The following is a 26,604-nucleotide window of genomic DNA, read 5'->3' as shown; positions in this document are numbered from 1 at the left end:
ACGCGACAGCGCTGAGCCCGACGAAAAGACTCATAGAAATATTGGATCCAATATACAATCTGAAATATTCGAAATCGCCTCTTGGGCCACAAGGCTCTGTTGCCCGGCGTCTGAATTGGACCTATGACCATTGACCAACAACGCAAAAACGCTTCCGAATCCGCCGAGCCGGAAGGCTTGGCCAGCAGGGTTTGAACACGATGAAACTCGATGCCGTCGATGTCAGGCAAGCCGCCTCAGCCGCCGATATCGTCTATGAAGCCTTGCGCAAGGCGATCATCGAAGGTGACCTCGCCGAGGGCGAGAACCTGCGCCAGGACCACATCGCCCAGATGTTCAACACCAGCCGCATTCCGGTGCGCGAGGCGCTTTCACGCCTTGAGCAGCATGGCCTGATCACCACGGAGCGCTACAAGGGCGCGGTTGTCGCCGGGCTTTCGATCGAAGAAATCGAAGAGATTTTCGAATTCCGCGCGCTCATCGAGGCTGAAGTCATTCGTCTGGCCGTGCCCAATCTCGACCGCCGCACGCTCGAGCTTGCACGCCAGCATTGCGAGGAGTTCGAGCGCGAAGAGAATGCGGAGCGCTGGGGCGAGATCAACCGCAACTTCCACTACAGTCTCTACGAGGCGGCGCGGCGGCCCTATTACCTCCAGATCGTCCGCGCCTCGCTCGACCGTATCGATCGCTACCTTCGGGCACAGTTGACGCTGACGTCAGGCGTTGCCCGGGCGCGTCGCGAACACAAGGCGATCCTGGATGCCTGTATGGCACGCGATGCCGAGCGGGCTTGTGCGTTGACGCGCGACCATGTCCTTGATGCCGGTCGCTCGTTGACCATCTTCCTCAGAGAACAAAGAGGCTAGCGGCGCGACTTTCCCGCCGCTTTGACCACCCGTCATAATAGTTTGATTTACATATCGTTTTATCTTGTTTCATTCCGGGTCGATGTTTAATCCTTCACACTTGGACTCCCGCTGAAATTGCACCGGAGCTTGATCTCTCCTCGGTTGACAAGCGACGCGGAAGCCTGAAAAGTGAAGCCTCTATCGAGACCGGCAGCGTTGGGAGGACTTGATGTCTGTGCGCGCGTTATTCGGCCTTTCCACCCTACTTTTGTCTCTTTTGACCATCGGAAGTCCCGCCGCTGCGCAGGAGACCGGTCGCCAAGTCGAGATAACGCAGGATGGCGACTATTTCGGTTTCGATCTCAGGACCGAGCAAAACGTCTCGCTCGATGAGTGCCAGCAGACCTGTATCGCCGATCAGTCCTGCCGCGCCTTCACCTACAATCCCAAGGTGAAGTGGTGCTTCCTCAAGTCCGATTACAATCAGCTGAATTCCTTCCCGGGCGCGATCGCCGGCAAGATCGTGCAGCCGCAGGCCGCCGAAGCCGATATCGGCGCGCCGCCGCGGCTGAAATTCCTGTCGGACCAGATCCTGCAGGACGCCCGCAACACCAAGGCCAACCTCGCCCTTGCCGACGACCAGCAGGGGATGGGCGTCAATACGCTCCTCGACATGGCGCGCGGCCAGGCCGGCATGGGCAATATCGAGAACGCCCTGAAGGCGTTCCAGGGTGCGCTGGCGATCACGCCCGACGACGCCGAGCTTTGGCTTGAGACAGCCCGCACGGCCAACCGCATCACCAACAATTCGGCCGTGTCGATGCAAGCGGCGATCGCTGCAATCAACGGTTATGAACTCACGCGCACGACCGAGAGCCGCGCCCATGCGCTCGCCGTCATGGCGAAATCGCTCGAAGGCGCTGAAAACTTCCGCGCCGCACTGGACGCCTACAAGGCGAGCCTGGAGCTGGTGAAGGCGAAATCGGTCGAGGCGGCCTATCTCGATCTCAAGCAGCGCAAGGGCTTCCGCGTGGTCGAGCATACGATCGACTCGGACGCAGCAACGCCCCGCGCCTGCGTGCAGTTCTCAGAACAGCTTCTGAAGAGCGGCGCCGACTATGCCTCCTTCGTCACCGTCAACGGTGCGGCGCCAAAAGCGCTTGAAGCCAAGGGCGACCAGATCTGCGTCGAGGGACTTTCGCATGGCGAGCGTTACAAGCTGACGCTTCGCACCGGCCTGCCCTCCACCGTGGACGAAGTGCTCGAAGCGCCTGTCACCCTCGACATCTATGTCGCGGACCGCGCCCAGATGGTGCGCTTCACCGGCGACAGCTTCGTGCTGCCCTCGACCGCGCGCCGCGGCATCCCCCTCGTATCAGTCAATACCGACAGCGCCAAACTCAAGCTCTACCGCGTCGGCGACCGCAGCATCGCCGAGGTGCTGCAGAGCTCGCAGTTCCTGACCCAGCTCGACGGCTACAGCGCCCAGCGCATTGAGGACGAAAGCGGCGAACTCGTATGGCAGGGCACGATCGACATTGAGCGTGACGTCAACAAGGAGGTTGTCACCAGCTTCCCGGTCGACGAGGCGCTGCCTGAGCGCAAGCCCGGCGTCTACGTTCTAACCGCAGCCCCGACCACCGGCGTCAGCCAGGAATGGGATGCGCGGGCGACGCAATGGTTCGTCGTTTCCGATATCGGCGTTTCCACCTATGCCGGCACCGACGGGCTGAACGTCTTCGTTCGCTCGCTCGCGTCGGCCGAACCGATCGAAGGCGTCGAACTGCAGCTCGTCGCCAAGAACAACGAGATCCTCGGCACCGCGACCAGCGATAGCGATGGCCGCGTTACCTTCACCGCCGGCCTGATCCGTGGCACGGCCGGACTGACCCCTGCTGTCATCACCGCCAAGAACGGCGAAGACGATTACGTCTTCCTCGACATGAGCCGCGCCGGCTTCGACCTCTCGGACCGCGGCGTCACAGGCCGCGCGGCCCCCGGCGCCATCGACATTCTCGCCTGGACCGAGCGCGGCATCTACCGCGCCGGCGAGACGGTGCATGCCGCAGCGCTTGCCCGCGACGTCGACGGCATGGCGATCGAAAACCTGCCGCTGACCTTCGTCTTCCTGCGCCCTGATGGCGTCGAATATCGCCGCATGACCAGCCCCGGCGGCAAGCTCGGCGGCCATACGCTCGATCTAGACACCCAGGCAAACGCCATGCGCGGCACCTGGACGATGCAGATCTTCACCGATCCGAAATCCCCGGCGATCGGCGAAAAGCAATTCCTGGTCGACGACTTCGTGCCCGATCGTACCGAATTCGACCTGACGAGCGACGCAAAGGAAATCGCTGTCGGCGAGACGGCAAGCGTCGCTGTCGACGGGCGCTATCTCTACGGCGCGCCCGCGGCCGGCCTCGAGCTCGAAGGCGAAGTGACGATCAAGCCGACGCGCGAAAGTGCCGCCTTCAAGGGCTATTCCTTCGGCCTCGCCGACGAAGAGGCGAGCGAAGACACGCGCCTGCCGCTTGAGGAACTTTCACCGCTCGACGAGGAAGGTGAATCCAGCTTCGACGTCCTCATCGATGAAGTGCCCTCGACCACGCAACTGCTCGACGCGACCGTCACCGTCCGCATGCGCGAGGCCGGCGGCCGCGCCGTCGAACGTTCGCTGAAACTGCCCGTGCGCGCCGAGGGCCCGATGCTCGGGATCAAGCCGGAATTCGAAGGCGAACTCGCCGAAAATTCCGTCGGCAAGTTCCGTGTCATCGCCGTCGATCCGAGCGGCAGCAAGATCGCCATGCCCGGGGCCTTGTGGAAACTCATCAGCGTCGAGCGCAATTATCACTGGTACCGTGACGGCAGCGCCTGGAAATACGAGCCTGTCGTCACCACCAAGCAGGTGGCAAACGGCAGCGTCGACCTGACGGAAGACGGCGGCGAAATCGCCGTGCCGGTTGGTTGGGGGCGCTATCGCCTGGAGGTCGAGACAGCCTCGATCGACGGTCCGACGTCGAGCGTCGAGTTCGACGCCGGCTGGTATGTCGCTGCCACCTCGACCGAAACGCCCGACGGCCTGGAGATCGCGCTCGACAAGGAGAAATACGCGGTCGGAGACACGGCCAAGCTCAAGGTCTCGCCGCGCTTTGCCGGTGAACTGCTGGTCACTGTCGGCACGGAGAACCTGATCACCACCCAGACCGCATCGATTGCCGCGGAAGGCGGCGAAGTCGAGCTGCCGGTTACCGAAGCCTGGGGCGCCGGCGCCTATGTGACGGCGACGCTCTACCGGCCGGGCGATGCGCAGGAAAGCCGCATGCCGATGCGCTCGATCGGCATCAAATGGCTCTCGGTCGATCCGGCCGAGCGCAAGCTCGCGGTCACACTCGATGCACCGGAAAAAATGGAACCGCGTAAGGCACTCGACATCAGCCTTCAGGTTGCCGGTGCCGGTGCCAACGAGGAAGCCTATGTGACGATCGCCGCGGTCGACGTCGGCATCCTCAATCTCACGCGTTACGAGGCGCCAGATCCGGAAGCCTGGTACTTCGGCCAGCGGCAGCTAGGCCTCGAGATCCGCGACCTCTACGGCCGCCTGATCGACGGCTCGCTTGGCGCCACCGGGCGGTTGCGCACCGGCGGTGACGGCGGACAGGTCGCTCTTCAGGGCAGCCCGCCCACGGAAAAGCTGGTCGCTTTCTTCGAAGGTCCGGTGCAGCTCGACGGCGACGGCAAGGCGACCGTCAGCTTCGACATCCCGCAGTTCAACGGAACGGCGCGGCTGATGGCCGTTGCCTGGACGAAATCCGGCGTCGGCCACGCCATGCGCGACGTGGTGATCCGCGATCCGGTCGTCGTCACCGCCAGCCTGCCGCGGTTCCTGGCGCCGGGAGACCGGTCGGAACTGAGGCTCGACATCGCCAACACCGATGCACCGACCGGCGACTACCAGATCCATGTCACGACCAGCGGTCCCGCCACGGTCGAACAACCGGGCACCGGCAACACGGTGACCCTGGAACAGGGCGGCCGTTCCTCCATCACCTTGCCGGTGGTCGGGCAATACCCCGGCAACGGCGTCGTCACGGTGGCACTGACCGGTGCGAACGGCCTTTCGCTGGAACAGTCGCTCGATCTGCTCGTGCGTCCGGCCACCCTGCCGGTGACCCAGCGACAGGTTGTCGCGATCGCGCCGGGAAGCAGCCTGACCGTCGACGGGCAGTTGCTCGCCGACAGCATTCTGCAGGGCGCCTCGGTCAACCTCAGCGTCACGCGTTCGGCCGCCTTCGATATGCCGGCGCTGCTGATGACGCTCGATCGCTACCCCTATGGCTGCGCCGAGCAGACGACGAGCCGCGCACTGCCGCTGCTCTATCTCAGCGAGCTCGCCAAGCAGTCCGGTCTCACCGACGACGAAGGCGTGACGAAACGGGTGCAGGAGGCGATCTATCGCGTCCTTTCCTATCAATCGTCGTCGGGCAGCTTCGGCCTCTGGGGGCCGGGTTATGGCGACCTCTGGCTCGATGCTTATGTCACCGACTTCCTGACCCGCGCCCGCGAACAGAAATACGACGTGCCGGAGGCCGCGATGGTCCAGGCGCTCGAAAACCTGCAGAACGGCGTCAGCTACGACACCAATGCCAAGGATCGCGGCAACGAGATCGCCTATGCGCTCTACGTGCTCGCCCGCAATCGCAAGGCGGCGATCAACGACCTGCGCTACTACGCCAACACGCTGATCGACGACTTCCCGACGCCGCTCGCCAAGGCGCATATCGCCGCGGCGCTGGCACTCTATGGCGACGCCCAGGGGTCGCAGGATACCTTTGCCAAGGCGGCGAACATGTCGACCGGCCTCATCAATGTCAGCCTGTCGCGCTCCGATTACGGCTCGTCGCTGCGTGACAACGCGGCGGTGCTGGCGCTCGCCGCCGAAAGCCGTCCGGTGCCTCCGATCGTTCCCGAGCTGTCGAAGATCGTGGCAAGGGAGTGGGAACAGAAGACCTACACCAGCACCCAGGAGCAGGCCTGGATGCTGCTTGCCGCCCGCGCCATCCATAACGGCGACGAGGATATGGCACTGGAGGTCAACGGCGCATCGAAGACCGGCAGCTATGCCGCCCAGATGACCGGCGACGCGCTTACGACCCATCCGATCGTGATCCGCAACCAGGGCGCCGATCCGGTCTCGGCCGTCGTCACCACGGTCGCCGCACCTGCCCAGCCGCTTTCGGCCGGCGGCGACGGTTTCACCATCGAGCGTACCTACTACACGCTCGATGGCGCCGAGGCGAACGTCATGGAAGCGCGACAGAACCAGCGCTATGTCGTCGTACTGAAAGTGACGGAAGCCAACGACTGGCCGTCGCGCGTGCTCGTCACCGACCTGTTGCCGGCCGGCTTCCAGATCGACAATCCGAGCCTCGTCGACAGCGCCCAGCTCAGCAACTTCGAGTGGCTCGGCGAAATCACCGCGACGCATACGGAGTTCCGCAACGACCGCTTCGTCGCGGCGCTGGACCGAAGCACGGGTGCGGGGCGCGAAGTCACGCTCGCCTATGTGGTGCGTGCCGTGACCCCAGGCGTTTACGACCATCCGGCTGCCTCCGTCGAGGATATGTACCGGCCGCAGCTTTCGGCCCGCACTGCCACCGGGCGCATGGAGGTTCAGGCGGCACAATAGGCACGTCCATGTCGATTGGGCGCAAACTGCTGATCGCCTTGCCCGTCTGCCTGCTGCTGACGGGGCTGACGGGCTTTGCGATCGAGAAGGCCGACGAGGCCTTTCCGCCCCCACTTGCGGAGGCTGGCGTCGTCTCACGTGAGGTGGACGATGCCAACGGGCAGTTGCTGCGCGCCTTCGCAACACCGGAAGGTCTCTGGCGGTTGAAGACGACGGTCGACGATGTCGATCCGCAGTTTCTTGAGATGCTGATCGCCTATGAGGACCAGCGCTTCCAGGAGCATTCGGGCGTCGATTTCCTCGCGCTCGGCCGCGCTGCTCTGCAATTCGTCAGCAACGGCCGGATCGTCTCAGGCGCCTCGACACTCTCGATGCAAGTCGCACGCCTGATCGAGCCGCGCGCGCAGCGCTCAGTCACCGCCAAGCTCCTGCAGATCGCCCGCGCTATCCAGATCGAAAGGCGCCTATCGAAGGACCAGATCCTCAACCTCTACCTCACCCACGCGCCCTATGGCGGAAACATCGAGGGTGTGCGCGCCGCAAGTCTCGCCTGGCTCGGCAAGGAGCCGAAGCGGCTGACGGCCGGCGAGGCAGCGCTGCTCGTCGCCCTGCCGCAATTGCCGGAAAAGCGCCGGCCGGATCGCAATCATGCCGCGGCAGTCGCTGCCCGCGAGCGGGTGCTGACGCGTCTCGCCGTCGCTGACGTCATCGGGGACGGCGAAGCCGAGCGCGCAATCGCGACATCTGTCCCCTCGCGCCGCCTACAGCTGCCGTCCTATGCCGCCCATCTCGCCGAGCGCGCGTTGCGCAAGGACCCGCACGCGGCCCGGCATCAGACGACTTTGCGCCTCGCCGTCCAGCGCAACCTCGAAACCGTGGCAAGGGAGGGCGCTGCCAAGCTGGGGCCGAAGGTTTCGGTCGCCATGATGATGGCCGATGCCAAAACCGGCGAGATCGTCGCTTCGGTCGGATCGGCCGACTATTTCGATGCGAGCCGCTCCGGTTGGATCGACATGACCCGCATCACGCGCTCGCCGGGTTCCACCCTCAAGCCGTTCATCTACGGCCTCGCCTTCGAAGAGGGGCTCGTCAGCCAGGAAACGATCATCGAGGATCGGCCGGCGGACTTCTTCGGCTATCGGCCGCGCAACTTCGACATGAGCTATCAGGGCGATGTCAGCGTGCGCGAGGCGCTGCAACTCTCCTTGAACGTGCCGGCGATCCGCCTTCTCGATGCGGTCGGCCCGGCTGAGCTGATGATGCGCTTCCGCCGCGCCGAGGTTAAACCGGGGCTGCCGGCAGGCGAAGCGCCCGGACTTGCCATTGGCCTTGGCGGCGTCGGACTTTCGCTGCGCGATATCGTCCAGCTTTATGCAGCACTTGCCAATCGCGGCTTCCCCCTTCGTCTTGGCGACGGCATCGATGGCAAGGCCGGCCTGATCGAGGCCGAACCCTTACTTTCCCCCGTCGCCGTCTGGAATGTTTCCGATGCGCTCTCGGGCGTGTTGCCGCCGACGGGCAGCCGCCAGCGCGGCATCGCCTACAAGACCGGCACCAGCTACGGCTACCGCGACGCCTGGTCGGTCGGCTATGACGGCCGCCACGTGCTCGGTGTCTGGGTCGGCCGTCCCGACAACGGTGCCGTACCGGGCCTCACCGGCTATGGCAGTGCCGCCCCCATTCTCTTCGAAGGCTTCGCCAAGTCAGGCTTCGGCATAACCCCGCTACCGGATGCTCCTGCCGGCGCGATCCGCATTTCGCAAGCGGAACTGCCGATCAGCCAGCGCCGCTTCTCGCTGACCGCTAGCGGCCTCGTCAACGCTTCAGCGCGCGAACCGGCGCCGCAGATCGTCTTCCCGCCCGAAGGCGCGCGCGTCGAACTTGGGATGGATCATCAGGCAATTTTGCCGCTGACGCTCAAGCTGCAAGGCGGACGAGCGCCATTCCGCTGGCTCGCCAATGGCCGGCCTCTCCCTGAGCTGACCCGGCGCCGCGTGACACAATGGCAGCCGGATGGGGTCGGCTATTCGACACTCACCGTCATCGACGCGGTCGGCCGCGCCGCCAGCGTGCGCGTCTTTATCGAGTAGCGGCGCTCAGTTCACGCACGCCATCCTCGGGATTTGCAGCCAGTACTGCCGCGGTGGCCGATGTCGCCGCCGTGTTCCTCGCTTCCTTCACGCTCGAGCGGCTGGCTGGTGGCGCCGGCCACCTGGTGCCCCGCGCTTGCGGCTCGATCCTCATCGGCCTTGGCCTGATGCTGGCGAGCCAGCCGATCTGACTATCACAAGACGACCGGTGCCCGCGTGGCTACCTTGGTGTATCGTGAGACACGCTGGAGTGGAGGGGCCGGACCATGCTGAATGCAACCGAGATCGCCAAGGCTGCCGAAAGCCTGCATCAGGCAGAGCAGGATCGAAAACAGATCGGGCTTCTGTCGCTCAAACATCCCGACATGACTGTCGACGACGCCTATGCGATCCAGGCGGCCTTGGTCAGGCGCAAGCGCGACGACGGCCACCGCATCATCGGCTGGAAAATCGGCCTGACGTCCAATGCCATGCAGCAGGCACTCGGCATCGACACGCCGGATTCCGGCGTACTCTTCGACAACATGCTGTTCGATGATGGCGCAAGCATTCCGGCCGACCGCTTCATTCAACCACGGGTCGAAGCCGAGATCGCCTTCGTGATGAAGGCCGGGCTGAAGGGTCCGCGCGTCAATATCGTCCAGGTGCTGAACGCCACGGACTATGTGATGCCGGCGCTGGAAATCCTCGACAGCCGCATCGTCCGCACGGATCCGAAAAGCAAGAAGGCGCGAACCCTCGTCGATGCGATCTCTGACAATGCCGCCAATGGCGGCCTCATCCTCGGCGGTCGCGCCGTACGTCCGGATAGGGTCGACATGCGCTGGATGGGCGCTATCGTCTCGCGCAATGCGGTGATCGAGGAGACGGGGCTTGCGGCCGGCGTCCTCAACCATCCGGCCCGCGGCATCGTCTGGCTTGCCAACCGGCTTGCGCAATGCGGCGATGCAATCGAGCCCGGTCAGATCGTCCTCTCAGGCTCTTTCATCCGCACGCTCGAGGCCAAGAGCGGCGACACTATCGTCGCGGATTTCGGCGCGTATGGCTCGGTGAGCTGCCACTTCGCCTAACGCGAACAGTGGCTGGCTACGCACACGCCCGTTTCACTGCACCAGGATGGCGCGGAAATCATTCACATTGGTGCCGGTCGGCCCCGGCTTGAAGAGATCGCCGAGCGCGTTAAACGCCGTCCAGCTGTCGTTCTTCTGCAGCAGCGCTGCCGCATCAAGCCGTTGGGCGACGAGCCGGGCGATGGTCGTATCATCGGCAAAGGCGCCGGCATTGTCCTCCGACCCGTCGATGCCGTCGGTGTCGGCGGCGAGCGCCGAGACACCCTTGGCGCCATCGATGCCGAGCGCCAGCGCCAGCAGAAACTCGCTGTTGCGGCCGCCCTTGCCCTTCCCGCGGATCGTCACCGTCGTCTCTCCACCCGAGAGTACGACGACAGGCTTGGCGAACGGACGGCCGCGACCGGCAACCTCACGGGCGATCGCCGCATGCACGCCGCCAACATCGCGCGCCTCGCCCTCGATCGCATCGGAAAGAATGATCGCTTCAATGCCCGCGGCACGCGCCTCGGTAGCCGCAGCCTCGAGCGAGACCGACGCGGACGCGATGAGCCGGACTTCGTTTCGGGCAAAGCGCAGATCGTCAGGCGACGGCGCGACGCTATTCGGGCTTTTTATCCAAGCCATGACATTGGCCGGCAAATCCAGGCTGTAGCGCTCGATGAGCGTCAGCGCATCCTCGCGAGTGCTCGCATCGGCAAGCGTGGGGCCGGAAGCGACCAGCGCCGGATCGTCGCCTGGAATATCGGAGACGATCAGCGAGACGACCTTTGCCGGATAGGCGGCGGCGGCAAGCCTGCCGCCCTTGATCATCGAGACGTGCTTGCGCACGGCGTTCATGGCGCTGATCGGCGCACCGGAGGCAAGCAGTGCCCGGTTGACGGCAATCTCGTCTTCCAGCGCCAGGCCCGGCGGAGGCGAAGGCAGAAGCGCCGAGCCACCGCCGCAGACGAGCGCCACGACGAGGTCGTCCTCCGTCAGCCCGCTGACTTCGGTGAGCAAACGCTTCGAGGCAAGTAAACCGTTTTCATCGGGGAGTGGATGCGATGCTTCAAGCACCTCGATCTTCTCGCAAGGGGCAGCGTAGCCATAGCGGGTGACGACCACGCCAGAAAGCGGGCCATCCCAATGGCGCTCGAAGGCGGCCGCCATCTGCGCCGCGCCCTTGCCGGCGCCGACGACCACCGTGCGCCCCTTCGGCCGCTCCGGCAGATTGGCCGCAATCACCTTTTCCGGGTCAGCCGCGGCAACGGCCGAGGTGAACAGCGTTTCCAGGAAGCGGCGTGGGTCGGTGATGGCTGGCATTTGTCTCCCCTTAGAGCACTTACGCAATTTCCGGGCGGAAAACCGCTTCACACTTTTCCTGGAATTGCTTGATGATGTCTCGGGCGGCGGTTCCTCCAACCGCCGCCCGGACACATGACCGGCCCGGCACAATGGGACGCCAGACGGATCATGTGCATTTCATGCCTTGCGCTTTTGAAGCGGCGCAATTCCGAGCGGAAAGCCGCTTCACACTTTTCCGGGAATTGCGCTAGGCGACCTGGTGGTTCGCCATGCGCTCCAGCGCGCGCACGAGACCCGAGTGGTCAAGACCGCTGTCGCCGTTGGCGGCGCAGTTGTTGAAGAGCTCCTGCGTTGCTGCCGTGTTTGGCAGCGAGATGCCGAGCGACTTTGCGCCCTGGAGAGCCAGGTTCAGGTCCTTCTGGTGCAGCGAGATGCGGAAGCCCGGGTCGAAGGTGCGCTTGATCATGCGCTCGCCGTGTACCTCGAGAATACGCGAGGAAGCAAAGCCGCCCATCAGCGCCTCGCGAACACGTGCCGGGTCGGCGCCGGCCTTGGACGCGAAGACAAGCGCTTCCGAAACCGCTTCGATCGTCAGCGCGACGATGATCTGGTTGGCAACCTTGGTGACCTGGCCGTCGCCGCAGTCACCAACGAGGGTGATGTTCTTGCCCATCAGCTGCAGGAGCGGCAGGGCGCGGTCGAAGCTTTCCTGGGCGCCGCCGGCCATGATCGAGAGCGAGGCGTTCTTGGCGCCGACTTCGCCGCCGGAGACCGGAGCGTCGATATATTCGGCGCCGGTTTCGCGAACCTTCTTGGCGAATTCCTTCGTCTCGATCGGCGAGATCGAGCTCATGTCGATGACGAGCTTGCCCTTGGAAAGGCCGTAAGCAACGCCGTTTTCGCCGAAGAGGACGTCCTTGACCTCAGGCGTGTCCGGCAGCATCAGGATGATCGTGTCGACGGTCTCGGCGAGCGCCTTCGGCGTTTCGACGAATTTCAAACCGTTGTCGAGCAGTTCCTGGCGCGGCGGAATGACGAACTTCGAGGTGACGATGGTGTGGCCGGCATCCTGCAAGTGGCGCGCCATCGGCGTGCCCATGATACCCAGTCCAATGAAACCGATTGTTGCCATGGTGCTTAGCTCCTGATCTTGATGATGTCTGCAGATTGGGTGCGCTGGCGCTCGGTGCCGAGCCAGCCAAGGCCATCGGCCGTGGTGGTGCGCGGCTTGTATTCGCAGCCGATCCAGCCGTCATAGCCGGCCTCTTCCAGCGCGTCGAAAACGAAGGGATAGTTGATCTCGCCGGTGCCCGGCTCGTTGCGGCCGGGATTATCGGCAAGCTGAACGTGGGCGATGCGGTTGGCAAAGCGCTTGTAGGTACCGACCAGTTCACCCTCTGTGCGCTGCTGGTGGTAAAGATCGTACTGGATGAAGAGATTGTCGCTGCCGACTTCCTCGATGATCGAAGCGGCCTGCCCCACCGTGTTCAGGTAGAAGCCCGGAATGTCGAAGCGGTTGATCGGCTCGATCAGCAGGCGAATGCCATGCTTGCCGAGTTCAGCCGCGGCGAGCTTCAGGTTCGCAACCAGCGTCGTGCGCAGGATGCTGTCGGACACGCCATCCGGTGCGATACCGACCAGGCAGTTGACCTGCTTGCAGTCGAGCGCCGTCGCGTAGTCGATGGCGCTTGCGACACCCTTGCGGAATTCGTCAACCCGGTCCGGCAGGATGGCGATGCCGCGTTCGCCGCGGGCCCAATCGCCAGCCGGCAGGTTGTGCAGAACCTGGGTCAGGCCGTGGCGCTGAAGCTCGGCGCGCAGGCTCACCTTCTCGAATTCGTAGGGAAACAGATATTCCACGCCTTCGAAGCCGGCCTTGGCAGCAAGGGCGAAACGATCGAGGAACGGCGCCTCGTTGAACAGCATTGTCAGGTTCGCAGCGAACTTCGCCATGCGATGCTTCCTCCTTGTATTCATCTTTGGAGCGGGATGCGGGCGGCGGACCGCCCACACCTCAGTCAGGCGGGCTTCAGTCGAGCAGAGCGGTGATCGCCGTCGGTACGTCTTCACCGCGGATCGCCAGTTCCTCGAACTCGACGACGGCGTTGATGTCCGCGCCCATGGAGATGTTGGTGACGCGCTCGAGGATGAACTCGATGACAACAGGAACCTGGTGCTCGTCCATCAGCGCCCGTGCCCGATCAAAGGCCTCCTGGAACTCGTTCGGGCTGCGCACCCGGATCGCCTTGCAGCCGAGGCCCTCGGCAACCGCGACGTGGTCGACGCCGTACCCCTTCTCCGCATCGCCCGAGGCATTGATGTTGTCGAAGGCAAGGCTGACCTCGAAGTCCATGTTGAAGCCGCGCTGCGCCTGGCGGATGAGGCCGAGGTAGGAATTGTTCACGACGACATGCAGATAGGGCAGCTTGTGCTGAGCGCCGACGGCCAGTTCCTCGATCAGGAACTGGAAGTCGTAGTCGCCGGAAAGCGCAACGATCGGCCGGTCCGGATCAGCGGCGCGAACGCCGAGAGCCGCTGGCAAAGTCCAGCCGAGCGGGCCGGCCTGGCCGCAGTTGATCCAGTTGCGCGGCTTGTAGACGTGCAGGAACTGCGCACCGGCGATCTGGCTGAGACCGATGGTGGAGACGTAGCAGGTGTCACGGCCGAAGGCCTTGTTCATCTCCTCGTAAACGCGCTGGGGCTTGAGCGGCGTCTGGTCGAAGTGCGTCTTGCGCAGCATGGTGCGCTTGCGCTCGCGGCACTCTTCCGCCCAGGCGGACCAATCGCGCAGCTTGCCGGCCGTCTTCCACTCCGTCGCGACGTCGAGGAAGAGTTTCAGCGCAGCGCCGGCATCCGAGACGATACCGAAATCAGGCGCGAAGACACGACCGATCTGGGTCGGCTCGATATCGACGTGAACGAACTTGCGGCCTTCCGTATAGATCGGAACGTTGCCGGTGTGGCGGTTGGCCCAACGGTTGCCGACACCGAGAACGAAGTCGGAAGCGAGCATGCTGGCGTTGCCGTAGCGGTGCGAGGTCTGCAGGCCGCACATGCCGGCCATCAGCGGATGGTCGTCGGGGATCGTGCCCCAGCCCATCAGCGTCGGGATGACAGGAATGCCGGTGATCTCGGCGAATTCGGTCAAGAGGTCCGAGGCGTCGGCGTTGATGATGCCGCCGCCGGCGACGATCAGCGGACGCTCCGCCTCGTTCAGCATGGCCAGGGCCTTCTCGGCCTGGGCACGCGTCGCCTTCGGCTTATAGGGCTCAAGCGGCTGATAGGTGTCCGGATCGAACTCGATCTCGGCGAGCTGGACGTCGACCGGCAGGTCGATCAGCACCGGGCCGGGACGGCCGGAGCGCATGATGTGGAAAGCCTTCTGGAAGACGAAGGGAACCAGCGCGGGCTCCATGACGGTAACCGCCCACTTGGTTACGGGTGCGGCGATCTTCGCAATATCGACAGCCTGGAAGTCTTCCTTGTCGAGCCGGGCGCGCGGCGCCTGCCCAGTGATGCAGAGGATCGGGATCGAATCCGCCGAAGCCGAATAGAGGCCGGTGATCATGTCGGTGCCGGCCGGGCCCGACGTACCGATGCAGACGCCGATATTGCCATGCTTGGCGCGGGTATAACCTTCGGCCATATGCGAGGCACCCTCGACGTGGCGGGCGAGAATGTGGCGGACGGAACCGCGAGCCTTCAGAGCCGAATAGAACGGGTTGATGGCGGCGCCAGGTACGCCGAAGGCACAGTCGATGCCTTCCTTCTCCAGAACATAAACAGCCGCGTCAACGGCACGCATCTTAGCCATGGGAACTCCTCCTATTTCCTGAAAACATAATCCATAATTCTCGATACGCAACACCTAAATGGAAATCATTTCCATCATGTGGAAATAAAGATTTTCAACAATTCGGAGAAAATCCCTCCGTGGCCTGATAGAGGATGATGGCGAGAGACGTGATTTGCAGAGAGGCTTCGATGGACGGCAACGGCAGGGGAAAACGCGGACGCAAGGCGGGCGAGAATGCAGCACCGTCATCCGTACAGGTGCTCGATCGCAGCCTTGCTCTTCTGACGGTCGTCGCCCAGGAGGACGGCTCGACCTTGACCCAGCTTGCCGACCAGACAGGCATGGCGCCATCCACAGTGCATCGCCTGCTGACGACACTGGCCGGCCACGGCATGGTGATGAACGACCCGGACACCGGCGCCTGGACCGTCGGCCTCAAGGCGTTCGAGATCGGCAACGCCTATCTGCGCTTCCGCAAGCTCGGAACGATCAGCCGCCCCTTCCTCAAGGGCCTCATGGAGGAAAGCGGCGAGACGGCGAATATCGGCATCGAGGAAGGCGGCGACGTCGTCTTCATCTCGCAGGTCGAAAGCCACGCGCCGATGCGCGCCTTCTTCCGCCCCGGCCGCCGCGGTCCGGTTCATGCCTCCGGCATCGGCAAGGCGATCCTTTCGACCTGGTCGGACAAGGAGATCGCCCAGCTGCTCGGTGGCCGCGAACTCGCGCATTTCACCGACAAGACCCGCGACACGCTGCCGGCGCTGCTCAAGGACATCCAGGAAATCCGCCACCGCGGCTGGTCCGTCGACGACGAGGAGCACACGCTCGGCATGCGCTGTGTCGCAGCACCAATCTTCAACGAATATGGCGAAACCATCGCCGGCATTTCGATCTCCGGCCCGTCCGTCCGCGTCAGCGACCAGAAGCTTTCGACCTTCGGCCCCATCGTGCGCGAACGCGCCGACGCCCTGACGAGGGCAATGGGTGGCAAACGGCCGGAAGACCTGTAACGGCCCAGACGAAAGCGCCGCGCATCGATCAAGACGCGCGGCGCTGGGAGATTCTGCTTTGAGCACCAATCGGTGTCCGGCCGACGGCGAATGAGGCGCAGTCGGCGTCCGCCCCTATGCGGTCTCGAAGTTTCTCGTCACCGCGTTCGCGGTATGCTTGGCCGCGGTCGCAACACCCTTCATCGGCTTGCCGCCGACATAGGTTTCGGCCACCGACCGGTCGTCGCCCATTGTCTGCAGGATGAAGAGCTCTTCCGCCAGCGAACCGGCGACCCGCATGCGCAGCTCCATCGACGGCTTTGCGCGACTGTCCAGCACCACGATATCGGCATCGGCGCCGATATGCAGCGAGCCTATGCGGTCGTCGAGGTCCAGCGCCCGGGCGTTGCCGAGCGTCATACGGTAGAAGGAGTTGAACGGTGTCAGCCGCTGGCCCTGCAGGTGCAACACCTTATAGGCCTCGTCCATCGTCTCCAGCATCGAGAAGCTCGTTCCGGCGCCGACGTCGGTCGCGACCGACCAGCGCGCGCCGAGCTTGTCGAAGCGATCCCTGTCAAAGAGACCGGAGCCGAGGAACAGGTTCGAGGTCGGGCAGAAGGTGCCGACCGCGCCTGTCTCGGCGAGAACCGAGATCTCGCGATCGCTCAAATAAATGCAGTGGCCGAGCAAGGTCTTGCTTGTCAGAAGGTCGTAGCGCGCGTAGATATCGGTGTAGTCCTTGGCCTCCGGATAGAGCGAGGTCGCGAAGGCGATCTCGTCCTTGTTCTCGGAAAGATGCGTCTGGACGTAGCACTCCGGGTGCTCGGCCACGAGCGTGCGGCTCATCTCCATCTGTTCCGGGGTCGAAGTGATGGCAAAGCGCGGGCTGATGGCGTAATGCGCACGGCCGCGGCCGTGCCACTTGGCGATCAGCGCCTTGGTCTCGTCATAGCCCAGTTGCGGCGTATCGCGCAGCGCGTCGGGCGCATTGCGGTCCATCATCACCTTGCCGCCGATCATCAGCATGCCGCGGGCTTCCGCGGCGCTGAAATAGGCGTCGACGCTTTCCGGGTGCACCGAGCAATAGGCGACGGCCGTCGTCGTGCCGTTGGACAGAAGCTCGTCCATGAAACGGCCGGCGATGTAGTCGGCATGTTCCGGCTTCCGGAACTTCTGCTCCTCGACGAAGATGTAGGTATTCAGCCATTCGAGAAGCTGCGCGCCGTAGGAGGCGATCGCCTGCGTCTGCGGGAAATGCAGGTGCGTGTCGATCAGGCCAGGCAACACCAGATTGGGGCGGTGGTCCGCGACCTTGACGCCGGCGCCGGCGCGGCGGGCGACTTCGGCATGCTCGCCGATATCGGCAACCTTGCCGCCCCGCACCAGCACGGCGCCGTCCTCGAAGTAGCGATAGGAGGCGGTATCGTCGATGCCCTTGGGCTCGTCGACAAAGGTCAGAACGCGGCCGCGGATCAGCAAATCGGTCATTGGGTCTTTCCTCCATTCACGACGGATTCGTACCAGGCGACGAGCAACTGCCGCTCCTCGTCCGATACGCCGGTGACGTTGGCGGGCGGCATCGCATGCGAACGGCCGGCCTGCAGATAGATTTCACGCGCGTGATTGGCGATCTCGGTGTCGGTCTCGAGCGTCACGCCCTTCGGCGGCACGACTAAGCCTTCCCAGCCCGGCTCCTTGGCATGGCACATGGAACAGCGGCCAAGCACCGTGTCGCGCACCTTCGGAAAGGCTTCCGCCGTCACGAAGGGCTGCTGCGCGGCGGAGATCTTTTCCTCGCCACCGCCGGCAAGCACCTTCGGCACGGTCGACAGCCACATGATCGCGACGAAGAGCAGCGCGGTGACGAGCCAGGTCCAGGTCGGATTGCCCTTGTCGGCGTGGCGGGTGTTGAACCAGTGGCGGATGGTGACGCCCATCAGAAACACCAGCGAGGCGATGATCCAGTTGAACTGGGTGCCAAAGGCCAGCGGGTAGTGGTTCGACAGCATCAGGAACAAAACTGGCAGCGTCAGGTAGTTGTTGTGCGTTGAGCGCTGCTTGGCGATCACGCCGTACTTGGGATCCGGCGTGCGGCCCGCGATCAGGTCGCCGACGACAACCTTCTGGTTCGGAATGATGATGAAGAACACGTTGGCCGACATGATCGTCGCGGTAAATGCGCCGAGATGCAGGAAGGCGGCGCGGCCGGTGAAGAGCTGCGTGTAACCCCAGGCCATGCCGACGAGGATGAAGTACAGAAGCACCATCAGCCTGGTGTTGTCGCGGCCGAAGGGCGACTTGCAGATCGTGTCATAGGCGAGCCAGCCGAAGGCGATCGAGCCCAGCGAGATGGCGATCGCCACCGGCTTCGAAACGTCGAGCACATTCGGATCGATCAGGTAGAGGTCGGCACCGGCATAGTAGACCATGCACAACATGCCGAAACCGGAAAGCCAGGTGACGTAGGATTCCCATTTGAACCAGATCAGGTGCTCCGGCATGTTGGCCGGCGCCACCAGATACTTCTGGATGTGGTAAAAGCCGCCACCGTGCACCTGCCACTCTTCGCCATAGGCACCGACCGGAAGGTCCGGTCGCTTCTTCAGGCCAAGGTCAAGTGCAACGAAATAAAATGACGAACCGATCCACGCGATACCCGTGATGACGTGCAGCCATCTCATGGCAAAGGTGAGCCAATCCCAGGCTATGGCATACTCGTACATGGAATTCTCCCATTTCTCCTCGGACCATTATGTGTCATTGCTGGAGGTCGCGGGAACGTCGCTGCTTCACCAACACTTTCAAAAAAATCTATAAAATAGCGACGCAATGGATAGGCTAGAGAGAAGCCGGAGGAGTGGGACGGAGGCATGTCTTATCTGGACAATGTGCGCGTCTTCGTGCGCGTCGTAGAGCTTGGAACCCTATCGGCGGCCGGTCGCGACCAGCGCGTGACGCCGGCGGTTGCAAGCAATAGAATCAAAGAGTTGGAACGCCATATGGGCGTTCGCCTGTTCAACCGAACGACGCGCAAGCTGACCCCGACGGAGCATGGCCGCGTCTTTTACGATGGCGCGGTGAAGATCCTCGAAGCGGTCAACGAGGCCGAAAACGCGATCGCCGATCTATCGCGCAATCCGAAGGGGGCGCTGAAGATTACCGCTCCCTTGGGGATAGGTCGGCGCCTGATTGCGTCGGGCATTCCCGAATTCCATGACAAGTATCCCGACATCGAAGTGCGGCTTCGTCTGTCGGACCACAATGTCGATATCCTCTCGGAAGGCGTCGACGTCGCGTTCAAGCTCGGCATCCTCGAAGATTCGAACCTGCGCATGCGTGGCATCATGAACTGCGAGCGCGTGGTCTGCGGGTCGCCCGACTATTTCGAAAAGCGCGGCGTGCCCCAAACCCCTGACGCGTTGATCGCCGACAAACACGACTGTCTGCTGCTGCGCTACCCGGGTTCGAAGGAGTATTTCTGGACGCTCCAGACCATGGAAGGCATGCGCAAACTCGAGGTGACCGGCCCCTACGATTCGGACGACGGCGACGTGCTTACCCAATGGGCGCTCGACGGCCGCGGCATCATCAACAAGCCTCTCTTCGAGGTGAAAAGCCACATCAATTCCGGCGCGCTGGTGCCGATTCTGGTCGACACGCCGCCGCTCAGCGTACAGCTTGCGGCGATCTATCCACACAAGCGCTTCCAGGATCCGAAAGTCAGGCTGATGATCGACTACATGGCCGAGCGCTGTCAGCGCTTGATCGGCAAGGCGCTGGAGTAGCGTCTAGAGCGCCGTGCGTTCAGACGAACGCACTAAGGACGCTCTAGCACTTTGATTCTAGAGCATCTTGTCCGCTTTCAGTGATTCCACTGAAAGCGGGATGCTCTAGCCTCTCGTCTTCTCAATACCGGCAATACCGCTGACCTGCTCGACGAGAAAGTCGACCAGCAGGCGAACCCGGGCGATGCCTGCGCGCTCGGGCACGATCAGCAGGCTGAGCGGCACCGAAGGCAGCCTGTAGTCCGGCAGGATCGGCAACAGCCGACCACTCGCCAGGAGATCGTCGACGAGCCATTGGTGTGTTGGTGCGATGCCGCGCCCGGCGACCAGCGCCTCGCGGGCGGCAAGCCCATGGTCGACGAGGAACCGCCCGCCAAAGGGTACCGCGTGGCTGCGGCCGTCTGCTCCTTCCAGCGAGATCAGGTCACTGCCTGCGACGTTCGACATGCGGATTCCCTCATGGGCAGCGAGGTCGCGCGGGGCAGCCGGGCACCCACGTGCCGCCAGATAGGCGGGCGCGGCGACGAACAGACGGCGGCTTTCGCCAAGCACCCGGAGCTTCATGGAGCTGTCGGTGAGCGGCCCGAGACGCAGCGCGATATCGACCCCTTCCCGCACCAGATCGATCCGCTCGTCGGTCAGGCTGAGATCGACCTCGATATCAGGATAACGATCCTGAAAGGCGAAGATCAAGCGGGTTGCGTGCAGGACCCCGAAGGCGGCGGTGCAGGATACCCGGATGGTCCCGGCCGAGGCGCCGCGGGTGCTGCGCGCCTCGTCGCCTGCCTGGTCGACTAAGCGTAGGATCTGGATGCTGTTGGCATAGTAACGACTGCCTTCGTCGGTCAACGTGACGCGCCGGGTGGTGCGGCTAAGCAGGGGCACGCCGACGGCTTCCTCCAGCTCCCTCAGATGCCGCGTAACGCTCGACTGGCCGATGCCGAGTTCGCGGGCAACGGCCGACAGGCTGCCGCGCTCGGCGACCCGTACGAAGCTTCGCATCCGTTCCAGCGTCACGTCCGATTTATCCATTTTTCGGTATAATCCTATCCATATTGGATATCTACCGCATGGACAAACGGCGGTCTACCTAAAGTCTCAGTTCACGACTGAAGGATTGCCGACCATGAAAGTTCTGCTTGTCTATGCCCATCCCGAACCGCGTTCGCTGAACGGGACACTGCGCGATGTCGCTGTCAAGGCGCTGGAAGCCGAGGGACACGAGGTGCGCGTCACCGACCTCTATGCCGAAGGATGGAAATCCGAGATCGACCGCGCCGACTTCCCCGCGCTCCTTCCGGATGCCCGGTTCAAGCCAAGCCGTGCCTCGAAGGAAGCCTTCGCGACCAATACCCTGACCGCTGATGTCAGGGCCGAGCAGGAAAATCTGCTATGGGCCGATACCCTGATCCTGCAGTTTCCGCTGTGGTGGTACTCGATGCCGGCGATCCTGAAAGGCTGGGTCGATCGCGTCTATGCCTATGGCTTCGCCTATGGCGTTGGCGAACACAGCGACAAATACTGGGGCAAGCGGTTCGGCGAGGGAACGCTCGCAGGAAAACGTGCCATGTTGGTGGTGACAACAGGTGGCTGGGAAGAACACTACTCGCCGCGCGGGGTCAACGGACCGATCGACGATCTGCTTTTCCCGATCAATCACGGCGTTCTCTATTATCCCGGCTACGACGTACTTCCGCCTTTTGTCGCCTACCGGGTCGACGGTCTTGACGAAGCCGGTTTCGAAGCGACGGCCGAGCGGCTGAGGCAAAGGATGCGCACGCTAACAACCACGCCGCCTATTCCCTATCGCCGGCAGAATGGCGGCGACTACCTGATCCCGACCCTTGAGCTGCGTCCGGATATCGAAGCCGCAGACGCGCGCGGCTTTGCGCTTCACCTGAACGGTGCGATACACCAGGGCAATAGCGCCTGAGCCGTTAGCGTGCAAACTTCGCGACAGCCGGACGACGCGGGCTATCGGGTTGGGCCGGCTGCCGGAAATTCAGCGCCGCCGCCATGACTTCCGCGGCGGCAAGCGCTGCGATGACGGCCGGCCGCTTGTCCTTAACCGACGTGCCGCCGATCGGGCAGACGAGCCGGTCGAAAAGATCCGGGCGGCCGATCTCACGCGACAACCAATTCTTGAAGGTCCCGCGTTTCGTCTTCGAGCCGATCATGCCGACATAGGATGCGTCGTCGCGGCGAAGCGCCTCGGCGGCGATCAGGAAGTCGAGCGCGTGGTCGTGCGTCAGGATCACGAAGGCGCTGCCGGGCGGGGCATCGCGCACGACCGCCTCAGGCATCGCCGTCAGGCAGGTTTCAATGCCCGGTATATCGGCGACAGCCGAAAGCTCGTTCTCGCGGGTATCGACGAGAACGGTGCGGACCGGAACCAGGGACAGCGCCATGGCCAGCGCATCGCCGACATGGCCGGCGCCGAAGACATAGACATGCGGCCGGCTGGCGATTTCCAGGTCGCTGCGTTCAATCAGCATGGCGGCTTTCTCCCGATCGATGCGTGTGAAGGCGAGCGCCACGCGCCCGCCGCAACACTGGCCGATCTCCGGACCGAGCGGGATGGTCATTGCCTCCAGCGCGTCGCCGCGCTTCAGCGCCCGCCGGCCATGGTCGATCGCCATATATTCGAGCTGGCCGCCGCCGATCGTGCCGAAGAGGCTATCGGTGGCGACGAGCATCCAGGCATCGGTGTCGCGCGGCGTCGAGCCGGCTGCACCCGTCACTTCCACAAGCACGCAATCCGGCTCGCGTCGGAGAAAGTCCCTGATATCCTCGCGGCTCGCCACCATGACAATCAGCCCCTGTTACCCTTTCTGCCTCGCGGCCGCCCGCAGCCGCTCGATTGCCATCAGCACTCGTTCCGGCGTCGCCGGCGCATCAAGGCGCGGTGCTATACGATACTCCGCAACACTGGCCGCCGCCATCGACAAGGCCTCCAGAACGGAAATGCCGAGCATGAACGGCGGTTCCCCGACCGCCTTCGAACGGCGGATGGTTTCCTCACGGTTGACCGACCATTCGGCAAGCCGTGTGTTGAAGACGCGTGGCCGATCCGACGCAAGCGGGATCTTGTAGGTCGAAGGCGCGTGCGTGCGCAGCCGACCCTTGGCATCCCACCAGAGTTCTTCCGTCGTCAGCCAGCCCATGCCCTGAACAAAGGCGCCCTCCACCTGGCCGAGGTCGAGCGCCGGGTTCAGCGAGCGGCCAACGTCGTGCAGGATGTCGGTGCGATCGACCTGGTATTCGCCAGTCAGCGTATCGACGCTGACCTCGGAGCAAGAAGCGCCATAGGCATAGTAGAAGAACGGCCGGCCCCGGCCTTCCGCGCGGTTCCAGTGGATCTTCGGCGTCTTGTAGAAACCGGCAGCCGAAAGCTGGATGCGGGCGCCATAGGCGATCTTGATGAACTCGTTGAAACCAAGGCGTTCGGCGCCGATGCGAACCGTGTTCGGCTCGAAAGCGACGTCGGCCTCAGCAACGTTCCAGCGCTCGGCGGCAAAGCGCACGAGCCTCTCCTTGATCTGCTGGGCGGCGTTGGCGGCCGCCATGCCGTTCAGGTCGGAACCGGAGGAGGCAGCCGTCGCCGACGTGTTCGGCACTTTGCCGGTCGTCGTCGCCGTCACCTTGATCCGGTCGAGGTTGACCTGGAACTCATCGGCAACCACCTGGGCGACCTTGGTGTAGAGCCCCTGCCCCATCTCGGTGCCGCCGTGGTTCAGATGGATCGAGCCATCCGTATAGACGTGCACCAGCGCGCCGGCCTGGTTGTATTCGGTCTTGGTGAAGGAGATGCCGAACTTCACCGGTGTCAGCGCGATGCCGCGCTTGACCACATGGTTTTCGCGGTTGAAGGCGATCACCGCCTCACGACGCTTGGCATAGTCGGCCGAGGTTTCCAGCTCCTCGATGATGCGGCCGATGATGTTGTCTTCAACCGTCTGGTGATAGGGCGTGAGGTTGCGGCCCTCGCCGCCGTAGAAGTTCAGCTTGCGGATTTCGAGCGGATCCTTGCCGACGGCATAGGCGATCTCCTCGATCATGCGTTCGCCGCCGACCATGCCCTGCGGACCGCCGAAACCGCGGAATGCGGTGTTGGAGACCGTGTTGGTCTTCAGCGGACGCGAGCGCAGGCGCACGTTCGGATAGAAGTAGCAATTGTCGGCGTGGAAGAGCGCCCGGTCGGTGACCGGACCGGAGAGATCCGCCGAATAGCCGCAGCGCGCCGAAAAGACAGCGTCCACCGCCTCGATACGACCTTCATCGTCGTAGCCGAGCTTGTAGTCGACATGGAAGTCGTGGCGCTTGCCGGTCGCGCTCATGTCGTCGTCGCGATCCGGCCTGACCTTGACCGGGCAGCGGTATTTCTTGGCAGCAACCGCTGCAACCGCTGCGAAAATGTTGGCCTGGGTTTCCTTGCCGCCGAAGCCACCGCCCATGCGGCGCACGTTGACGGTCACCGCATTCGACGGCACGCCGAGAACGGTCGCAACCATGTGCTGCGTCTCAGCCGGATGCTGCGTCGAGGAGTAGACGAGCACTTCGTCGTCCTCGCCGGGGATGGCGAAAGAGATCTGCCCTTCCAGATAGAAGTGATCCTGGCCGCCGATACGCATCTCGCCTTCAAGGATGTTCTTCGCCTTGGCGAAGCCGGCTTCGATGTCGCCCCGCTCGAGCTTCAAGGGATCGATCACCAGCGGGTAGTTGGCGGCCGCCGCTTCCAGGACATCGGTCACATGCGGCAGGTCGCGGTACTCGATTTTGACCTTGGCCGCCGCGCGGCGGGCCGCCTCACGGGAGGTGGCGATGACCGCAAAGATCGGCTGGCCGTGGAACTCCACCTTGTCGGTGACGAAGATCGGCTCGTCGTGCTTGTGGGCCGGGCTAATGTCGTTTTCGCCGGGAATGTCGGCCGCCGTCAGCACGCCGATCACGCCTTCGCTGCTATTTACCGCTTCGAAGTCGATCGAGAGGATATCGGCATGCGCGCGCTGCGACAGGCCGAGATAGCCGTGCAGCGTGCCCTGGGGTTCCGGGATGTCGTCGATATATTCGGCCGTACCCGACACATGCTTGTGGCCGGATTCGTGGCGTTCGTTTTCGTGCACGCCGCCGCGGATGCGGTCGATGGGCTGCATCACGTTCATGGCTTCCTCCCTTAAACCGCGACAGCAATGGTGCGATCGAGGCGGATCTGGCCGCTCGACTGCGTTTCGAGATAGAAGCGGCGAAGCAGGTTCTTCGCCACCAGTTGGCGGTACTCGGCCGAGGCGCGCCAGTCGGTGAGCGGCGTGAAGTCCTCATCGAAAGCGGCGACCGCGCGCTCGATCGTGTCCTCGTTCCATTCCGCGCCCTTCAGCGCCGCCTCGACATTGGCGGCCCGCTTCGGCGTGCCGGCCATACCGCCGAAGGCGATGATCGCATCGGTGATCCGACCGGCGTCGAAGGCGATGTTGAAGCCGCCACAGACGGCGGTGATATCCTCGTCGAGACGCTTCGTCACCTTGTAGACAGCGAGACGGGCATTATCCGAGACGAACGGGATGCGCACGGATTCCACGAACTCGCCTGGCTCGCGATCCTGCTTGCCATAGGCGATGAAGAAATCCTCAAGCACGACCGTGCGACGGCGAGCGCCCTTGCGCAGCGTGATCGAAGCGCCAAGCGCGATCAGGGCCGGCGGCGTGTCGCCAATCGGCGAGCCGTTGGCGATGTTGCCGCCGACGGTGCCCATGTTGCGGACCTGCTGGCCGCCGATGCGGTCCCAGAGCTCCGTCAGTTCGGGGAAATGCGCGACGATAACAGGATAGGCCTCGGCATAGCTCACACCGGCGCCAAGCGTGACGCCATCCGCATCGACCGTGATCCGCCGCAACTCTTCGAGATGGATCAGGTGAATGACCGGAGAGATGTCGCGCATGAACTTCGTGACCCACAGCCCGACGTCGGTCGAGCCGGCAACGATCGTCGCCTTGGGGTTGGCTTCGAACACGGCAGCAAAATCGTCGACCGAACCCGGCAGGATGAAGCGTTCCGTCTCGGAGCCGATTTCCACACGGCGGCCGTCCTGCAGCGACGCCAGTTCCTTGGCGATCCGATCGCGCTCGACCACGAGCGGGTCCTTGCCAACATCGCCGATCGTCGAGATCGCTTCGGCTGCGCGAATGATCGCGGCATAGCCGGTGCACCGACAAAGATTGCCCTGAAGCGCCTTTTCGATTTCGGCGATGGACGGCTTCGGGTTTTCCATCCAAAGGCCATAGAGCGACATCACGAAACCGGGCGTGCAGAAGCCGCACTGCGAAGCGTGCGTGTCGAGCATCGCCTGCTGCACCGGGTGCAGCGGGCCGGCCGGCTGCGCCAGCGAATCCACCGTGACGATATGACAGCCGTCGAGCGAACCGACGAAACGGATGCAGGCATTGACGGATTCATACTTGAGCTTGCCGTCGAGCAAGCGTCCGACGAGCACCGTGCAGGCACCGCAGTCGCCCTCTGCGCAGCCTTCCTTGGTGCCCTTGAGGTTGCGGTCGATGCGCAGGAAATCGAGTAGCGTCTGGACCGGAGAGACGTCGGCAAGTTCGACGAGCCGATGGTTCAGGATGAAGCGGATGGTGTTGCGGATCTGGATCGTCATCGCTTAGCTCCCGCGGTAGGTGGAGTAGCCATAGGGCGAAAGCAGCAGCGGCACGTGGTAGTGGGCGCCCCGGTTCTCGATGCCGAAGCGGATCGGGATCACGTCGAGGAACGGGTTCTCGCCGCGCTTGCTCGCGCCCCCGAGATAGTCGCCGGCATGAAAATGCAGTTCGTAGGTGCCCGTCTGCATGCGCTCGCCACTCAACAGCGGCTCGTCGCAGCGACCATCGTCGTTGGTCTTGACCGATTTGATGTGCGTCTGGCGATCGCTATCGACCCGGTAAAGCTCGATGCGCAGCCCCTCGGCCGGCTTGCCGCTTGCCGTATCCAGCACGTGCGTCGTCAGGCGACCGGCGTTTCCACCATGAGATTGCATTCTTTTCGCTCCTCCCGAAGTCAGCTTTC

Annotated in this window: 19 protein-coding genes; 8 read left to right on the top strand and 11 right to left on the bottom strand. The window is 63.5% G+C overall.

Annotated elements, in window-relative coordinates:
• Positions 1-200 precede the first annotated feature (200 nt).
• The 5 genes from AC070A_RS21685 (at position 201) to hpaH (ending at position 9,694) form a co-directional block, all read left to right on the top strand.
• Positions 201-866: a GntR family transcriptional regulator gene (locus tag AC070A_RS21685; protein WP_113737387.1), complete on the top strand. Its 666-nt coding sequence runs from the start codon at positions 201-203 to the stop codon at positions 864-866.
• Positions 867-1,077: 211 nt separating this feature from the next.
• Positions 1,078-6,534 (top strand): alpha-2-macroglobulin family protein, encoded by a 5,457-nt coding sequence (locus AC070A_RS21680; protein ID WP_162728175.1) that lies wholly within the window; start codon positions 1,078-1,080, stop codon positions 6,532-6,534.
• Positions 6,535-6,542: 8 nt separating this feature from the next.
• Positions 6,543-8,624, top strand: a complete 2,082-nt coding sequence (pbpC, locus tag AC070A_RS21675; RefSeq protein WP_112996924.1) for a penicillin-binding protein 1C — start codon at positions 6,543-6,545, stop codon at positions 8,622-8,624.
• Between the two features lie 53 nt (positions 8,625-8,677).
• The gene (locus AC070A_RS21670) at positions 8,678-8,815 is read left to right on the top strand and encodes a hypothetical protein (protein WP_492383907.1); all 138 of its coding nucleotides are present in this window, start codon (positions 8,678-8,680) and stop codon (positions 8,813-8,815) included.
• 75 nt (positions 8,816-8,890) lie between these two features.
• Complete coding sequence (gene hpaH / locus AC070A_RS21665; protein ID WP_112996923.1) at positions 8,891-9,694, top strand: 2-oxo-hept-4-ene-1,7-dioate hydratase; 804 nt, start codon at positions 8,891-8,893, stop codon at positions 9,692-9,694.
• 33 nt (positions 9,695-9,727) lie between these two features.
• Here the strand turns inward: hpaH and AC070A_RS21660 are convergent, their stop codons facing one another.
• From AC070A_RS21660 to gcl, 4 genes are all read right to left on the bottom strand, one after another.
• Complete coding sequence (locus tag AC070A_RS21660) at positions 9,728-10,996, bottom strand: glycerate kinase type-2 family protein (RefSeq protein WP_112996922.1); 1,269 nt, start codon at positions 10,994-10,996, stop codon at positions 9,728-9,730.
• A gap of 229 nt (positions 10,997-11,225) precedes the next feature.
• Positions 11,226-12,110: a 2-hydroxy-3-oxopropionate reductase gene (glxR, locus tag AC070A_RS21655; RefSeq protein WP_057249211.1), complete on the bottom strand. Its 885-nt coding sequence runs from the start codon at positions 12,108-12,110 to the stop codon at positions 11,226-11,228.
• 5 nt (positions 12,111-12,115) lie between these two features.
• The gene (gene hyi / locus AC070A_RS21650) at positions 12,116-12,931 is read right to left on the bottom strand and encodes a hydroxypyruvate isomerase (RefSeq protein ID WP_113737386.1); all 816 of its coding nucleotides are present in this window, start codon (positions 12,929-12,931) and stop codon (positions 12,116-12,118) included.
• 76 nt (positions 12,932-13,007) lie between these two features.
• Entirely contained in the window at positions 13,008-14,792 is a 1,785-nt protein-coding gene (gene gcl, locus AC070A_RS21645) for a glyoxylate carboligase (RefSeq protein ID WP_112996920.1), read from the bottom strand.
• 170 nt (positions 14,793-14,962) lie between these two features.
• Here gcl and AC070A_RS21640 point away from each other — a divergent pair, with 170 nt between their 5' ends.
• Positions 14,963-15,784 (top strand): IclR family transcriptional regulator, encoded by an 822-nt coding sequence (locus AC070A_RS21640; RefSeq protein WP_058322583.1) that lies wholly within the window; start codon positions 14,963-14,965, stop codon positions 15,782-15,784.
• 114 nt (positions 15,785-15,898) lie between these two features.
• On the opposite strand, the gene guaD is transcribed toward AC070A_RS21640, so the two are convergent.
• On the bottom strand, positions 15,899-17,251 hold the full coding sequence (guaD, locus tag AC070A_RS21635; protein WP_112996919.1) for a guanine deaminase: 1,353 nt from the start codon (positions 17,249-17,251) through the stop codon (positions 15,899-15,901).
• Positions 17,248-18,486, bottom strand: a complete 1,239-nt coding sequence (locus AC070A_RS21630) for a urate hydroxylase PuuD (RefSeq protein WP_058322534.1) — start codon at positions 18,484-18,486, stop codon at positions 17,248-17,250. The genes guaD and AC070A_RS21630 overlap by 4 nt, the downstream gene beginning before the upstream one ends.
• Positions 18,487-18,633: 147 nt before the next feature.
• Between AC070A_RS21630 and AC070A_RS21625 the strand changes: the two genes are divergently transcribed.
• On the top strand, positions 18,634-19,548 hold the full coding sequence (locus AC070A_RS21625) for a LysR family transcriptional regulator (protein WP_057249217.1): 915 nt from the start codon (positions 18,634-18,636) through the stop codon (positions 19,546-19,548).
• A gap of 105 nt (positions 19,549-19,653) precedes the next feature.
• Here the strand turns inward: AC070A_RS21625 and AC070A_RS21620 are convergent, their stop codons facing one another.
• Positions 19,654-20,580: a LysR family transcriptional regulator gene (locus tag AC070A_RS21620; RefSeq protein ID WP_057249218.1), complete on the bottom strand. Its 927-nt coding sequence runs from the start codon at positions 20,578-20,580 to the stop codon at positions 19,654-19,656.
• 94 nt (positions 20,581-20,674) lie between these two features.
• On the opposite strand from AC070A_RS21620, the gene AC070A_RS21615 reads away from it, so the two are divergent.
• Entirely contained in the window at positions 20,675-21,481 is an 807-nt protein-coding gene (locus AC070A_RS21615) for an NAD(P)H-dependent oxidoreductase (protein ID WP_112996918.1), read from the top strand.
• Between the two features lie 4 nt (positions 21,482-21,485).
• On the opposite strand, the gene xdhC is transcribed toward AC070A_RS21615, so the two are convergent.
• The 4 genes from xdhC to uraH are packed head-to-tail and all read right to left on the bottom strand — an operon-like array spanning position 21,486 to position 26,575.
• The gene (gene xdhC / locus AC070A_RS21610) at positions 21,486-22,352 is read right to left on the bottom strand and encodes a xanthine dehydrogenase accessory protein XdhC (protein WP_057249279.1); all 867 of its coding nucleotides are present in this window, start codon (positions 22,350-22,352) and stop codon (positions 21,486-21,488) included.
• Positions 22,353-22,370: 18 nt separating this feature from the next.
• On the bottom strand, positions 22,371-24,710 hold the full coding sequence (gene xdhB, locus AC070A_RS21605) for a xanthine dehydrogenase molybdopterin binding subunit (protein WP_057249220.1): 2,340 nt from the start codon (positions 24,708-24,710) through the stop codon (positions 22,371-22,373).
• 11 nt (positions 24,711-24,721) lie between these two features.
• Positions 24,722-26,200, bottom strand: a complete 1,479-nt coding sequence (gene xdhA, locus AC070A_RS21600) for a xanthine dehydrogenase small subunit (RefSeq protein WP_057249221.1) — start codon at positions 26,198-26,200, stop codon at positions 24,722-24,724.
• Positions 26,201-26,203: 3 nt separating this feature from the next.
• The gene (gene uraH / locus AC070A_RS21595; RefSeq protein ID WP_112996917.1) at positions 26,204-26,575 is read right to left on the bottom strand and encodes a hydroxyisourate hydrolase; all 372 of its coding nucleotides are present in this window, start codon (positions 26,573-26,575) and stop codon (positions 26,204-26,206) included.
• Between the last annotated feature and the right edge of the window lie 29 nt (positions 26,576-26,604).

Source organism: Ensifer sp. GW101-20A05, from assembly GCF_059424735.1.
The sequence above is the reverse complement of the archived record's forward strand: the minus strand, read 5'-3'. Positions and strand labels throughout refer to the sequence as shown.